The organism is Rhizobium sp. BK008 (genome assembly GCF_014197345.1).
GTDB lineage: Bacteria > Pseudomonadota > Alphaproteobacteria > Rhizobiales > Rhizobiaceae > Rhizobium > Rhizobium anhuiense.
In genome coordinates, this window is sequence record NZ_JACIFK010000009.1 from 159,690 (window position 1) to 172,665 (window position 12,976).

Genomic DNA, 12,976 nt, shown 5'->3' on the forward strand with positions numbered 1-12,976 from the left:
TCCCGCCCTCAGTAGATCGTCAGAGCCGGGATGAAGCTGACGGCGAGCAGCAGCAGCATCGCCATCCCGAAATACGGCCACAGCTCGCTGGTCGTCGCCCCAAGCGGCGCCTTGGCGATCGACGACGAGATAAAGAGCGTCGTGCCGATGGGCGGGGTGTAGAGCCCGATGCCGAGATTGATCACCATCATCAGGCCGAGTTGCACCCGGTCGAGACCGATCGCATCGGCAAGGGGCACGAAGATCGGCCCCAGCAGCAGTATGGCAGGCGGCATGTCCAAAGGCATCCCGACGATCAGCATCAGAATGTTCATCATCAGGATGATGACGACGGGACTGGAAATGTGGGACGCCACCCACTCGGCCATCTGCTGCGGCGCCTGGTCGAAGGTCAGCACCCAGCCGACGGCCGCACTTCCCATGATGACGAGCATGACCACGCCGGTCGCGACCCCGGCTTCCACCATGTTGTCGCAGAAGCGCTTCCAGGTGAGGTCCCGGTAGAACAGCAGGCTGAGCAGCAGCGAGTAGACCACTGAAAGGACCGAGACCTCCGTCGGCGTTGCAAAACCGAAACGCAGGAGGACAACAATCAGAATGGGTAGGACGACCGCCGGGAAGCTCTGAACGGCAAGCTTGGCCAGGTCCCGCTTCCGAACCTTGACGGCCTGCGCTTCGTAACCCCGCCGCACGGAAATGAACCAGCAGACGAAAATGAAGCTGAGCGCCATGATCAACCCGGGCAGGATTCCGGAGATGAACAGGTCGCCGATGCTGACGCCGCTGATCAGGGCATAAAGGATCATCGGGATCGACGGTGGGATGAGGACGTCGATGACCGCGGAGGTTGCGTTGTTGGCCGCGCAAAGGGCCGGCGGAAAGCCTTGGCGCTTCTGCCAGGGAATGAGGACGGATCCGAGAGCGCTCGCATTGGCCACCGCCGAACCGGACACCCCACCGAAGACGACGGAGGAGACGACGGTGGTCGAAAGTGGCCCGCCGCGCCAGCGCTGCATGGCGCGGGACGCCAGTTCGAGAAGCTGGCGGCCGAGCTCGCCGCCGAGCATCAGGGTTCCAGCGAGCATGAAGAACGGCAGCGCAAGCATCGGAAAGGATTGCGTCTGGTCGTAGACCTGTTGCGCCACCACCGACAAAGGGACGTAGCCGTTGAACAGCACTCCAAGGCCGGCCGCGATGATCAGGGCATAGCCGACCGGAACGGCCAGCACCATGAGAACGCAGAAGGAGATGATCATGACAAGGGTCATAGCGGCATCTCCCCGGATCCGATCACCGTCCGGTGCCCCCAGCCGAGGCGCAAGACACGTAGCGTTGCCGAAACGGTCACGATCGACACCAGAAGCGCACCGATAGCGAGCGCGTAATATCCGATACTGTTGGGCAGCTGCAGGACCGGGCTGTGCTCGACGCCTGCGATCTCGGCGACCACGACGGCCTGATAGCCGAGCACGAGGAAGGCTGCCACGCTGATTGCGTTCGCGATCACGAAGGCGGCGATCCGCGAGCGCCCCTCAAGCTGGTCGTACAGCCACTCGACCGCCATGTGTCCACCCGCCTGCGCGGCGATGACGATTCCCGCCAGGATGAAGAGCGGGAAGATCAGCAGCGGCAGTTCCTGGGCGAAAGAGAAGCCGCCGCTCTGCAGCGTGTAGCGGGCAAGCACATTGGCAGTCGTCACCACGGTCAGCGCAATGCCGCTGGCAATGATGATGAAACGGGACAGCGCAACGATGGCGCCGGCCGTCGTGTCGACGGCCTTCAGCACGTTTTCCATAGATGACTCCGCGTCATGGCAAAGGCCGGTCAGGCCTTTGCCTCCGCTTCAACCTTGCTGACGAAATCGCCGAAGGGCTTTTTCTTCCAGCTCTCGGCGACAGCGGCGGTCGCCTTCACGAAGGCTTCCCGATCCACGTCCACGACTTCGATCGCCGTGTTCTTCCTGAAGGCGCCGAGAACTTCGGACGCCTTCTCATTCGACAGCGTCCGCTGCAGCGCTCCCGCCTCCTTCGCCGCCGCCTTGACGGCGTCGAGGTCGGCGCCGAGCCGGGCCTCGGCGATCTTCGACATCAGGAAGGGCGTCGACTCCCACTTATGTGCCGTCAGGCTGATGAACCTGTTGACCTCGTGGAGCTTCGAGCTCTCGATGTTGGCGAGCGGGTTTTCCTGTCCGTCGACCACGCCTTGCTGCAGGGCGATATACAACTCGCCGAACGCGATCTGTTCCGTGCCGGCTCCAAGAGCTTGGAAGATGTCGATCGTCATCGGATCCGCGGGCGTGCGTATCTTCAGGCCGGCGAGATCGTTCGGGGCGGCGACCTTGCGTTTGGAATTCGTCAGGTGGCGAATTCCGTTGTCCCACCAGTCCAACGGTACGACGCCGACGGCTTCGAAACGCTTGTTCAGATCCTCACCGACCGGACCGCCGAGAACTTGGATCGCTTTCTCGGTATCGCCGAAAAGAAACGGCAGACCAAGCGCGGCAAGCTCCGGCACGATTGCCGAGGTGGCGCCCTGGCTGTTTGCAGTAAAATCCAGTGCACCGGTGCGCAGGCTGGTAAGCATCGCCGAGTCGCTGCCGAGCGTCTCAGCACCCGCGACGTTGATCTTCACACGGCCGTCGGTCTTCTGAGCCACGAGCTCGGCGAATTTGGCGGCGGCGACTGTCCGGGGATTGCCTGGAGCAGCGCCGTGACCCAATGTCAGTGCCGTGCCTGCCTGCGCCGGACGCACGGTCGTAAGAAGTGCGGGGGCAGCCAGGGCTGCCGCCGTCGCTACCAGAAATCTGCGTCTGTTGGTCTGCAAGCTCATCTTCTCCTCCATTATGTGCTCCCATCAGAACTCGGCTCTCCTCCTGAAAGAACCGAGTCCCGTCCCTATGTTCCCAGCCAGGACTTGATCGACGACGTCACGCGACTGGTCGCCAGACCGTATTGGTCGTGGAGCGTCGGCAGCGCGCCGGCCTCCAGGAATTGGTCCGGCAATGCGATCTGCCGGAATGCGGCAGGCGCGACGCCGGCACGCAGCAGCGTGCCCGCCACGGCCTCTCCTAGGCCCCCGATGACAGTGTGGTTCTCCGCCACGACGACCAGGCGGCCGCTCTTGCGGCACTCCGTCAGAATGGCTTCCTCGTCCAAAGGCTTGATGGTCGGCACGTGAAGCACCGCCGCGTCGACGCCGTCCTTGCGAAGCTCCTTTGCCGCCTCGAGGGCGCGCATCGTCATCAGCCCCGACGATATGATCAGGGTGTCGCGGCCATCCCGCAGGAGTTTCGCCTTTCCGAGTTCGAACTTGTAATCATATTCGTCCAGCACGAGGGGAACGTTGCCGCGCAGGAGCCGCATATAGACGGGCCCCTTGTAGGCGGAGATCGCCGGCACCGCCTGCTCGATCTCGAGCGCGTCGCAGGGGTCGATGATCGTCAGGTTCGGCATGCCGCGGAACATGGCGATGTCTTCGGTGGCTTGATGGCTTGGCCCGTAGCCCGTGGTCAAGCCAGGCAATGCGCAGACGATCTTGACGTCGAGCATCTCCTCGGCGATCGCCAGGCAGATGAAGTCATATGCGCGCCGGGAAGCGAAGACCGCATAGGTCGTGACCCATGGCTGAAAGCCTTCACGCGCCATGCCCGCGGCCGACATCATCAGCAGCTGTTCGGCCATTCCCATCTGGTAGAAGCGGTCGGGATGCGCCGCTCGGAAGACATGAAGATCGGTGTATTTTGCGAGGTCCGCCGACATGCCGACGATCCGCTCATCCTTTTCCGCGAGCGCCGCCAGCGTCTTTCCAAATGGAGCCGGCTTCGTCGGCTGGTCGGCGCTCGCGATCGAGGCGATCATCGCCGAGGTCGTCAGCCGCGGCCGGTCGCTTCCCTGCGAAAGATGAGTCGGGCGTATGTATTTCGAGCGCCTCATGCTTCAACTCCCGCATCGATGATCCTGATTGCCTCGGCCCACTCGTCTGCCTCTACCCGGAGGAAGTGATTGCGCTCGCGAGCCTCGAGGAACGGGACACCTTTCGCCATTTTCGTGTCGCATATGATGATGCGCGGCTCCGGCCCGGCGTGAGTGCGCGCGGCGTCGAATGCCTTGACCAGCGCGCTGATATCGTTGCCGTCGATCCGTTGGACGAACCAACCGAAGGCTTCGAACTTTGGAGCGAGCGGCTCGAAATTCAGGACGCCGAGCGAAGGGCCGTCCGCCTGCATCTGGTTGACGTCGACGATCCCGATAAGGTTGTCGAGCTTGTAAGAGCCGGCCGACATCGCCGCCTCCCAGGTCGAGCCTTCGTCGAGCTCGCCGTCGGAAAAGAGGTTGTATACGAAGGATTGCGACTTCTTGCGTTTGAGGGCGAGGCACATGCCGACGGCGATGCCGAGCCCGTGCCCAAGAGAGCCGCCGGTGATTTCCATGCCCGGCGTGTAGGCGGCCATTCCAGACATCGGCAGCCTGCTTTCGTCGGTGCCGTATGTCTCCAATTCGTCCTCGGGGATGATCTTCGCCTCAATAAGGGCGGCATAGAGCGCGATCGCGTAATGTCCGATCGAAAGCAGGAACCTGTCGCGGCCCTCCCATTCCGGGTCCTCCGACCGGTAGTTTGTGGCGTGGAAGTAGGCAACGGCGAGCACATCAGCCACGCCGAGGGCTTGGGCGATGTAACCCTGGCCTTGGACTTCGCCCATCCGCAGGGCGTTGCGGCGAATTCGTCGCGCGCGCTCGGTAAGGCTGATGTTATGACCAATCTGGCTCATTCTTGAAAAACGCCTTTCAAAGACACCGGAATTCCATTCGCCGATCAGTGGATCAGCATGCCGCCATTGACGTCGATCACGGCGCCGGTGACATAGGCGGACAGGTCGGATGCCAGGAACAGATAGATGTTGGCGACGTCGCTCGCTTCACCGAGCCGGCTCAAAGGAATGCCCTTGATGATATCAACCCGCATCTGGTCAGTAAGCTTTCCGCCGGTGATATCGGTCTGGATCAGTCCCGGTGTGACAGAGTTCACGCGGATGCCCGCAGGGCCGAATTCGCGAGCCATTGCCTTCGCGAGCCCGAGAACACCGGCCTTGGCCGCCGAATAATGTGGCCCGCCAAAAATCCCGCCGCCGCGTTGGGCCGAAACGGAAGACATGCATGCAATCGAGCCGCCGCCTTGGTCGCGCATCTGCGGAATGAAGGCCTGGCTGAGAAAGAGTACGCCGGTCATGTTCACCGCGACGATGCGATGCCAATCCGCTTCGGAAATTTCCAGCGTCGCGACAGGCTGCGTTATACCGGCATTGTTGATCAGAGCGTCGACGCGTCCGAACGTTGCAACCACCGCGTCGGCGGAAGCCTGGCAGGACGCCTTGTCGGCCACATCGCAACGCAGACCGATGTGGTCACCGCCGGCAACGGTCGGCAGGGTGGCGGCAGCTTCCTTGGCTGCGCCAGCGTCGATGTCGAGGATTGCCACTCTGGCCCCGTGTTCGGCGAAAAGCTGCGCGGTTGCACGGCCGATACCGCGCCTGCTTGCCGCGCCCGAAATGACCGCGGTCTTTCCTTCCAAAAGCATATGATCTCCTCCTGACGCTCTCCCGGCGTCCGGTTCTCTTCCCCGCAGCGATCGTCACTGCGACGGCCATAGTTCTGGCCGAACGGAGAGGAGTCATCAAACGCCAAGTTTACATCAGTAGGTGAATCTGTTTCACTAATCGCATGCTCAATACGATCTCGCTTTCCGCCATGCGAATATTCGAAGCAGCCGCCAGGCTCGGTTCGTTTCGCCGTGCGGCAGAGGAGCTGAACCTGTCTCCGAGCGCTGTCAGCCATGCTATCGTGCGGTTGGAAAGCGATCTGGGGGCGAGTCTTTTCGAACGCAACACAAGAAGCATTGCACTGACGCTTGCAGGTCAGACGCTGCTGCTGCACGCGTCGAACGCCTTCGAAGAGCTGCGGCGCGGTGTTGAACTCATTTCATCCAAAAAGGCTCAACTCCTGCGACTGCACTGTGCGCCGAGCTTCGCCGCACAAGTCCTTTCGCCGCGTCTGCCGGGTTTTCTCAAGGAGAATCCCGGCATCGAAGTAAGGGTGGCCGCCAGTACGAACTATGCCCGTTTCGTCGACAATCTGTTCGACGCGGACATCGTCTATGGCGAGCCGCAAAACCGCGACGATCTCATCGTGATCCCGTTGGGTGAGGAGCTTGTCTTTCCAATGTGCTCACCGGAGGTAGCGCAGCGCCTCAAGTCTCCGCGCGACCTGCTGCGCCATCCCCTGATCAGAAGCGACCTGAAAAGGATACAGTGGATCGACTGGTTCGAAGCCAATCAGATCGGCTCTCCGCCACCGCCCGCGATGAGTTTCGACAGAAGCTTTCTTGCCCTGGACGCTGCCGTGAACAGCCTGGGCGTGGCGCTCGAATCCAACATCCTCGCCGCTCGCGAGCTCGAAAGTGGAAAGCTCGTGCGGCCCTTTTCGGCAGGGTCCCGCGACAACAGGTACATAGGACATTACCTTGCCTATCCGAAGACCGGCACGCAGCGGCGACTGGCCCGAATTTTCGCAGATTGGCTCATACAGAACATGCACCGTTCGACCGCTGCCGCAACAACCTTGTGAGGTTCGGCGGCTCGGCTTCGATCGAGATCGTCGTCCGCGACGGACGCCGTGCCGCGCTTAAAAGGTGAGCTGCACCTTGCAGGCGGACGCGCGGTCGCCGGCGAGGATGAAGGCTGCGGTGGCTTGTTCGAGCGGCAGGCTGTGGCTGATGATCGGCCGGACATCGATCTTGCGGCTGGAGATCAGATCGACGGCGGTTGCAAATTCCTCGTGGAAACGCTGGGTTCCGTGGAGTTGAAGCTCCTTGCCGACGATGGCGTTGAGAGGGATCGGGACGTCTCCCGAGACGCCGACCTGCACGATCGTTCCGCGCGGCCTGATGGTGGCAATCGCGCTGCGGATTGCCGGGGCGGCGGCCGAGCATTCGAAGACGAGATCGAAATAGCCCTTTCCCGCCTCGAATCCGGCAAGCGCCTGGGCATCCTTGGCAACATTGTACGTGCGGCTGGCGCCCATCGCCTTGGCCCTGGTGAGCGCCGCATCCGCGAGATCGGTGACCACAACCTCGCTCGCACCATGATAACAGGCGACGGCAACCATCAGGGCGCCGATCGGGCCGGCTCCGGTGATCAGGACGCGTTTGCCGGCGATATCTCCTGCACGCGATGCGGCGTGCAGGCAGACGGAGAGCGGCTCGCTACAGGCCGCCTCTGCGGCAGTTGTCGCAACTCCGACCGCAAAGCACTGCCTGGCCGGCACCACCAGCCATTCCCGGAACATGCCCTGCTCATGCGGCAGGCGCATTGCGCTGCCCATGAAGCGCATTTCCAGGCAGTGGATCGGCATTGCCTTGTGGCAATATTCGCAATGTCCGCAAGGTTGGCTGGGATTGACCGCCACCAGCGTACCGGCTTTCAGATCGACGCCTTCGGCTGCTTGGCTCACTGTTCCCGCTGCCTCGTGGCCCGGGATGATCGGCTCGCGAACCCTGACCGGCCCGAAGCCGCCGTCCTGATAGTAGTGCAGGTCGGAACCGCAGATGCCTGCGGCCGCCATTTTGAGGAGCACCTCGCCGGGACCGAGAGCTGCAACCGCGGCGGTCTCGATTCTGAGATCGCCCTTTTGGTAGAGCCGAGCCACACGTGTCCGCATCTTCCACTCCTATCTCAGCAGTCCAAGCTGCTGCGGCAGCCACAGCGATATGGCCGGGACGAAGGTGATCAGGATCAGCGCCAGGAAGAGCGGCACCAGCCAGGGCAAGATCGCCATGGTCGTGCGTTCGACGGATAGTTTCGCGACCCTCGACAGCACGAAAAGCACCATGCCGAGCGGCGGATGCAGCAGACCGATCATCAGGTTCAACGTCATGATGAGACCGAACTGGACGGGATCGATCCCGAATTTCAGGACGATCGGCAGAAGGATCGGCACGAGGATGGTGATGGCCGCGATCGTGTCCAGGAAGCAGCCGACGAAGAGCATCAAGAGGTTCACCAAGATCAGGAAAACCCATTTGTTGTCGGTGATCGACAGGATCGCATCGGACAGCAGCTGGGCCGCCTGGCTCACCGTCAGCAGCCACGCAAAGACCGATGCCGCAGTGACGATGAAGAGAACGGAAGCCGTCGTCTCGATCGTATCGAAGCTTGCCTTGGCGAGCGTCGAGGGTGTCATCGTACGGTAGCGCACCAGACCGAGGAACAAAGACCAAAGGACGGCTGCGACGGCGGCCTCCGTCGGCGTGAACCAGCCCATCGTCATGCCGCCGATCAGGATGACGGGCGTCATCAGCGCCATGACGGCGGAAAAGCGGAAATACCAGTCGAGGGCGAGAAGCAGAGCAAGGGCAATGCCCGCCGCAACATTCATCGATACGCCCGCCCGCATCAGCAGATAGATGGCCAACGGCACCGCCAGGACGACGACGATTTCCATCCCCGCCGACAGGAGCTGCTTCACATCGAACGGCGCGTCGGAGCCCCACCGCTTCCAATAGGCAAAAGCGGCGACAGTGATCATCATCAGCAGCGTCATGACGATGCCGGGCAGGATGCCCGCCATGAAAAGAGCGCCGATCGAGACGTTCGCCATCATGCCGTAGATCACGAAAGGCAGCGACGGCGGGAAGATCGGGCCGAGCGTTGCCGAAGCCGCCGTCACGCCAACTGCGGCCTCGACCGGATAGCCATGATCCTTCATCGCCTTGATCTCGATCGTGCCGATCCCCGCCGCATCGGCGAGCGCAGTGCCGGACATGCCGGAGAAGATCACGGAACCGATGATGTTGACCTGCGCGAGACCACCTTTCATCCAGCCGACGAGAGCGACGGCGAAGGAATAGATGCGGCCGGTGACGCCCGCCGAGTTCATCAGGTTGCCCGCAAGGATGAAGAACGGGACAGCGAGCAGCGGGAAGCTTTCAACGCCAGCGATCATGCGCTGGGCGACGATGATGTCGGGTGCGATGCCGTAGAGGACGATGTAAAGCACCGATGCGACGGCCATCGAGATGGCAACGGGCACCCCGACCAGCATCAGCACCAGAAACGAGCCAAGAAGCAGTAGCATCGGATCAATCCTCGATGGTCTGGAATTCTTCGGGGCGCTCCAGAACGGAGTAGCCGCGGCGGATGTTGGCGATGAAGACGATGACCGCGCGGATCAACATCAGCACGAAGGCGATGAGAACGCTGTAGAAGACGATGTTGCGCGGCAGGTCGATGGTGACCATCTGCTCGTCGGCGACGATATCGACGTAGCGCCACATCAGGTGGCAGCCATAGGCGAAAAAGCCGATGCGGACGATATCGACGAAGGTGGCAAGCACGCGCGCCAGACCCGCAGGCATGTAGTGATAGAACACATCGACCTGGATATGCCGCGAGGTGCGCACGCACATGACGGAACCCAGAAAGACGACGCCGATCAGGCAGTTGATGGCGATTTCCTCGGTCCATGCGTAGCTGTCGTTCAGCACATAACGCGTGAAGAACTGAAGGAAGACGCAACCCGCCATCAGCCAGAAGACGATCAGCGTGATCCAGTCTTCAATGGCATAGTCCGAGATGTTTGCAGTCGGCGCGTGCCCTTCGAACTCGTGACCGATTTCTTCGGCCGTGATTTGCGTATGGATTTCTTGCGACATGATCGGCCTTGTTCCAGTCGGAATGAAGGAACGCGGCGCCTTACGGCGCCGCGCCGCGAGTCTTACTGGATCGCGCGGATTGCTTCCCAATCGGCCTTCTCGTAACCGAAATCTTCGAACTTGACCTTTTCCATCACGGTTTTTTCGAAATCGGTCTTGTCGACCTCAGCGACATTCAGGCCCTTTTCCTTGAAGGTCGCGATAAGGCTGTTTTCCTTGCCGGCGATCGTCTTGCTCGTGCGCTCGGCGGCCTCCTGCATGACCTCGCCGAAGATCTTCTTGTCCTCGTCGGAAAGGCTCGCCCACCGCGTCTTCGAGACCACGGTGTTGAGGTGATCGACGATGTGGCCGGTGAGGATGATGTTCTTCTGGACTTCGTAGAACTTCTTCGCCTCGATCGTCGTCAGCGGGTTTTCCTGCGCCTCGACCGTGCCGTTCTGCAGAGCGAGATAGACTTCGGCAAAGGCGATCGGCGTGGTGTTGGCGCCGCAGGCGCGCGGCATGGCGAGATAGGCCGGAACATCAGGCACGCGGATCTTCAAGCCCGCCATATCGGCGCATTTGGCAATCGGCTTGTTTGAAGTCGTATGGCGCGTGCCGTAATAGCTGACGGCGGCGATGTGGTTGCCGGTCTTGTCTTCATAGCCTTTGGCAAGACGCTTGAAGACATCGCTCTTGGTATAGGCGATCAGGTGATCGGGACCGCGGAAGATATAGGGGAAGTAGGTTACGCCGATCGGCTTGTAGTCGCGTGCCGCAAAGCTCGATCCCGAGATGATGATGTCGACCGTCCCGAGCTTGAGGCCCTGGTTGATGTCGGCTTCCTTGCCGAGCTGCGAGGCCGGGTAGACCTCGATCTTATAACGCCCGTCGGTTCGCTTGTTGATCTCTTCCGCAGCCCACACGGAATCGGTGTGGAAGGGCTCGGACGTTTCATAGACATGCGCCCATTTCAGCACTGTCTGGGCATGCGCAATCGCGCTGCTCGCCATGATCGCCGCTGCGGTGCAAAGTATCGTTGCCAGTCTCTTCTTCATCGCTCTCTCCTCCGAGCTCGGTTAAATCTTGGTCGTTCCTTTCGCGGGGCCCTTGCTGCGGCCGCGCTCCTCCTCTCCCGAAAGCTCCTCCCCGAAACTCTCGGAAAACCTCTTCTGCGACATGGTGAGATGGGCGCGCATGGCCGCCTTGGCGCCCGCCGCATCGCCGGCGGCGATGGCGTCGCGAATGGCCCGATGCTCGTCCACGGCGCTGCGCCACGTTCCCGGCCCCTCGAAATGGCTCGCGAGCCTCGCGAAGTAAGGGGTCATGCGCATGTCGAACATTTCGCCCGTCACGCGAATCAATGTCGCATTGCCGACGATTGCGGCAATGCCGGTGTGGAAGGCGCGATCGGCAGAAAGCACCGCGCTCGCATCATTGACCACGCCGCTCATCCGCAGCAGCGTTTCATCGAGCAGAGCGATATCCGCCGGCTTGGCGCGGCCTGCGGCTTCTTCGGCAATGGCGCATTCGATGAGGGCGCGCGCCTGCAGCAGCTCGAAAGGCCCTTCCACCAGTTCCCGCTCGGCGCCTGCGACGGTCGCGGCATGCTGGCGCACGACATAGATGCCGGATCCCATGCGAATATTGACGAAGCCTTCGACCTCCAGGACGATCAGCGCTTCGCGGACGGTCGGACGTGAGACCGACAATTGCTCCGCCAGGTCGCGCTCCGCCGGCAGCCGCTGACCGACGGCGAGCTCGCCGCTCGCGATCATCAAGCGAATCTGATCCGCGACCTGCCGATAAAGACGGCGGGATTCAACAGGCGAAAACATCGTGGCCTCCTCCGGCGGCTTCTCCTCAAGCGCGCAGCTGGTCAATTGGCCTGACCAATTCGGTATAGATATCACCGCTGGAGTTGTGCGTCAATCCGCCGCATAAACTCAAAAGGAGAGTTCAGGGCATAGGCCGAGCAGGCATACAAAAAACCCCGCCGAAGCGGGGTTCTTTGCGAAAGGAATAATCAGTTGTTATGCGCGGCGCAGGCCTCATCCATCGGCGTAGCGTTGCTCGTACCGCCCTGCGTCTGAAGATTGTCGGAGTTGTTGACCGGATTGGGGCACTTGGGCCTGTTGGTTTTCATAGTGCCGGTGGTCGTGGAGCCGGTCGTGGTGGTATCGGTCACCATCGGCTTTTTGGCCTTCATATCGCCGCTTGCACCGCCACCTTGATCGGCCTGGTTTTTATCGATCGTGGCGCCGGCTGGTGCCGGATTGGACTGTGCGAAAGCAGACGTGGCCATGCCGATGGCGACAAGCGAAGCTGCTATGAGTTTCATATGCATCCTGATGTCCTCCTTGGGATCTTTGCGTGATCAGGCAGAACCTCGCCGACAGCTCATTGTTCCGCATTTCCTGCTTACAAACATCCCATAAGCTCTGGAGCCCGGTCGCGACCAAGGATCAAGGGCGAGGGTGAGACAGAGTCAGGAAGTGAGTGATGGCCAGGCGTGCCGGCCAGCGGCGACCGCGTTCGTGAAGGTTACTTCGCGTAAAGCGCACGCGAGCGCTCGAGATGCTTGAGGAGGGTCGTTTCCGAGCCATCCACGTCGTTTGCTTCAAGGCGGTCGACAATCTCGTCGTGTTCGACCAGCGTGAATTTTTCCTTGCCGGTCCAGATCAGCATCTCGGTATGATATTCCTTCAGCCAGGCAAGCATCGCTTCGCTGACGGCGACGTAGATCGGATTGCCTGAGATCTGGGCGATGCGGGTGTGGAATTCCATGTCCGCGTCAATGAACTCTTCCGCCCGCCCAAGCGACATGCGCTGACGTTCGATGATGTTCCTGAGATCAGCGATATCGCTGGCAGAGGCGCGCTGCGCGGCCTCGCGCGCCATGCCTCGTTCGAAGAAGATGCGGGCACTCTTGAGATGCTCCAGCGAATCCGCCGATTGCGACAGCATGATCTTGGCGGTGAGATCAACCTGGCGGAATATCGATTTCGCCGTCAGCCTGAGAACCTTCGCCCGCTCGCCGTGCGAAATGCTGACAAGACCCTTGCTGGCAAGCGACTGCATGGCCTCCCTGATCGCCGGCCGGCCGACGCCGAAGCGTTCCATCAACACGCGTTCAGATGGCATTTCGTCGCCAGGCTGAAGCTCGCCCGAGGTGATCATACGCTCAAGTCGATCAAACACTTCGTCAGAGAGTTTGCGGCGGACGATTTGTTCGAGGGGCTGGGTCATCACATCTCGCTGGCTCAAAATGTTTCCTCCTAGCAGTTTCCAT

The 12,976-nt window shown here is 61.3% G+C and carries 14 protein-coding genes; 1 reads left to right on the forward strand and 13 read right to left on the reverse strand.

The window, feature by feature from the left end; genetic code table 11:
• Nucleotides 1–8 precede the first annotated feature (8 nt).
• The 6 genes from FHT69_RS28520 to FHT69_RS28545 form a co-directional block, all read right to left on the reverse strand.
• Complete coding sequence (locus tag FHT69_RS28520) at nucleotides 9–1,268, reverse strand: TRAP transporter large permease subunit (protein ID WP_168333266.1); 1,260 nt, start codon at nucleotides 1,266–1,268, stop codon at nucleotides 9–11.
• Entirely contained in the window at nucleotides 1,265–1,795 is a 531-nt protein-coding gene (locus FHT69_RS28525) for a TRAP transporter small permease (protein ID WP_028756906.1), read from the reverse strand. The genes FHT69_RS28520 and FHT69_RS28525 overlap by 4 nt, the downstream gene beginning before the upstream one ends.
• Nucleotides 1,796–1,824: 29 nt before the next feature.
• The gene (locus FHT69_RS28530; RefSeq protein WP_028756907.1) at nucleotides 1,825–2,829 is read right to left on the reverse strand and encodes a TRAP transporter substrate-binding protein; all 1,005 of its coding nucleotides are present in this window, start codon (nucleotides 2,827–2,829) and stop codon (nucleotides 1,825–1,827) included.
• Between the two features lie 65 nt (nucleotides 2,830–2,894).
• The gene (locus FHT69_RS28535) at nucleotides 2,895–3,932 is read right to left on the reverse strand and encodes a transketolase family protein (protein ID WP_028756908.1); all 1,038 of its coding nucleotides are present in this window, start codon (nucleotides 3,930–3,932) and stop codon (nucleotides 2,895–2,897) included.
• Entirely contained in the window at nucleotides 3,929–4,768 is an 840-nt protein-coding gene (locus tag FHT69_RS28540; protein WP_028756909.1) for a transketolase, read from the reverse strand. The genes FHT69_RS28535 and FHT69_RS28540 overlap by 4 nt, the downstream gene beginning before the upstream one ends.
• Nucleotides 4,769–4,812: 44 nt before the next feature.
• Entirely contained in the window at nucleotides 4,813–5,574 is a 762-nt protein-coding gene (locus tag FHT69_RS28545) for an SDR family NAD(P)-dependent oxidoreductase (protein WP_028756910.1), read from the reverse strand.
• A 143-nt stretch (nucleotides 5,575–5,717) separates the two neighbouring features.
• Here FHT69_RS28545 and FHT69_RS28550 point away from each other — a divergent pair, with 143 nt between their 5' ends.
• The gene (locus FHT69_RS28550) at nucleotides 5,718–6,620 is read left to right on the forward strand and encodes a LysR substrate-binding domain-containing protein (RefSeq protein ID WP_028756911.1); all 903 of its coding nucleotides are present in this window, start codon (nucleotides 5,718–5,720) and stop codon (nucleotides 6,618–6,620) included.
• Nucleotides 6,621–6,677: 57 nt separating this feature from the next.
• Here the strand turns inward: FHT69_RS28550 and FHT69_RS28555 are convergent, their stop codons facing one another.
• From FHT69_RS28555 to FHT69_RS28585, 7 genes are all read right to left on the reverse strand, one after another.
• Nucleotides 6,678–7,712, reverse strand: coding sequence for an L-idonate 5-dehydrogenase (locus FHT69_RS28555; RefSeq protein WP_028756912.1), 1,035 nt, complete (start codon nucleotides 7,710–7,712; stop codon nucleotides 6,678–6,680).
• Between the two features lie 9 nt (nucleotides 7,713–7,721).
• Nucleotides 7,722–9,128 carry a TRAP transporter large permease gene (locus FHT69_RS28560; protein ID WP_028756913.1) on the reverse strand — a complete coding sequence of 469 codons (1,407 nt, stop codon included), beginning with the start codon at nucleotides 9,126–9,128 and terminating at the stop codon, nucleotides 7,722–7,724.
• A gap of 4 nt (nucleotides 9,129–9,132) precedes the next feature.
• Nucleotides 9,133–9,705 carry a TRAP transporter small permease gene (locus tag FHT69_RS28565; protein ID WP_028756914.1) on the reverse strand — a complete coding sequence of 191 codons (573 nt, stop codon included), beginning with the start codon at nucleotides 9,703–9,705 and terminating at the stop codon, nucleotides 9,133–9,135.
• A 62-nt stretch (nucleotides 9,706–9,767) separates the two neighbouring features.
• Nucleotides 9,768–10,742 (reverse strand): sialic acid TRAP transporter substrate-binding protein SiaP, encoded by a 975-nt coding sequence (locus FHT69_RS28570; protein WP_028756915.1) that lies wholly within the window; start codon nucleotides 10,740–10,742, stop codon nucleotides 9,768–9,770.
• A gap of 21 nt (nucleotides 10,743–10,763) precedes the next feature.
• Complete coding sequence (locus FHT69_RS28575) at nucleotides 10,764–11,522, reverse strand: FadR/GntR family transcriptional regulator (RefSeq protein ID WP_183906278.1); 759 nt, start codon at nucleotides 11,520–11,522, stop codon at nucleotides 10,764–10,766.
• 188 nt (nucleotides 11,523–11,710) lie between these two features.
• A complete protein-coding gene (locus tag FHT69_RS28580; RefSeq protein WP_183906279.1) occupies nucleotides 11,711–12,031 on the reverse strand; it encodes a hypothetical protein in 321 nt (106 codons plus the stop codon).
• Between the two features lie 197 nt (nucleotides 12,032–12,228).
• The gene (locus tag FHT69_RS28585; RefSeq protein WP_028756917.1) at nucleotides 12,229–12,933 is read right to left on the reverse strand and encodes a transcriptional regulator NanR; all 705 of its coding nucleotides are present in this window, start codon (nucleotides 12,931–12,933) and stop codon (nucleotides 12,229–12,231) included.
• Nucleotides 12,934–12,976 lie beyond the last annotated feature (43 nt).

Bases quoted from the DNA above. Each gene is read 5' to 3' on its own strand.
- FHT69_RS28575 (WP_183906278.1), bottom strand. From the start codon at position 11,522: ATGTTTTCGCCTGTTGAATCCCGCCGTCTTTATCGGCAGGTCGCGGAT.
- FHT69_RS28520 (WP_168333266.1), bottom strand. From the start codon at position 1,268: ATGACCCTTGTCATGATCATCTCCTTCTGCGTTCTCATGGTGCTGGCC.
- FHT69_RS28570 (WP_028756915.1), bottom strand. From the start codon at position 10,742: ATGAAGAAGAGACTGGCAACGATACTTTGCACCGCAGCGGCGATCATG.
- FHT69_RS28545 (WP_028756910.1), bottom strand. From the start codon at position 5,574: ATGCTTTTGGAAGGAAAGACCGCGGTCATTTCGGGCGCGGCAAGCAGG.
- FHT69_RS28560 (WP_028756913.1), bottom strand. From the start codon at position 9,128: ATGCTACTGCTTCTTGGCTCGTTTCTGGTGCTGATGCTGGTCGGGGTG.
- FHT69_RS28585 (WP_028756917.1), bottom strand. From the start codon at position 12,933: ATGACCCAGCCCCTCGAACAAATCGTCCGCCGCAAACTCTCTGACGAA.
- FHT69_RS28565 (WP_028756914.1), bottom strand. From the start codon at position 9,705: ATGTCGCAAGAAATCCATACGCAAATCACGGCCGAAGAAATCGGTCAC.
- FHT69_RS28580 (WP_183906279.1), bottom strand. From the start codon at position 12,031: ATGCATATGAAACTCATAGCAGCTTCGCTTGTCGCCATCGGCATGGCC.
- FHT69_RS28530 (WP_028756907.1), bottom strand. From the start codon at position 2,829: ATGAGCTTGCAGACCAACAGACGCAGATTTCTGGTAGCGACGGCGGCA.
- FHT69_RS28550 (WP_028756911.1), top strand. From the start codon at position 5,718: ATGCTCAATACGATCTCGCTTTCCGCCATGCGAATATTCGAAGCAGCC.
- FHT69_RS28535 (WP_028756908.1), bottom strand. From the start codon at position 3,932: ATGAGGCGCTCGAAATACATACGCCCGACTCATCTTTCGCAGGGAAGC.
- FHT69_RS28540 (WP_028756909.1), bottom strand. From the start codon at position 4,768: ATGAGCCAGATTGGTCATAACATCAGCCTTACCGAGCGCGCGCGACGA.
- FHT69_RS28555 (WP_028756912.1), bottom strand. From the start codon at position 7,712: ATGCGGACACGTGTGGCTCGGCTCTACCAAAAGGGCGATCTCAGAATC.
- FHT69_RS28525 (WP_028756906.1), bottom strand. From the start codon at position 1,795: ATGGAAAACGTGCTGAAGGCCGTCGACACGACGGCCGGCGCCATCGTT.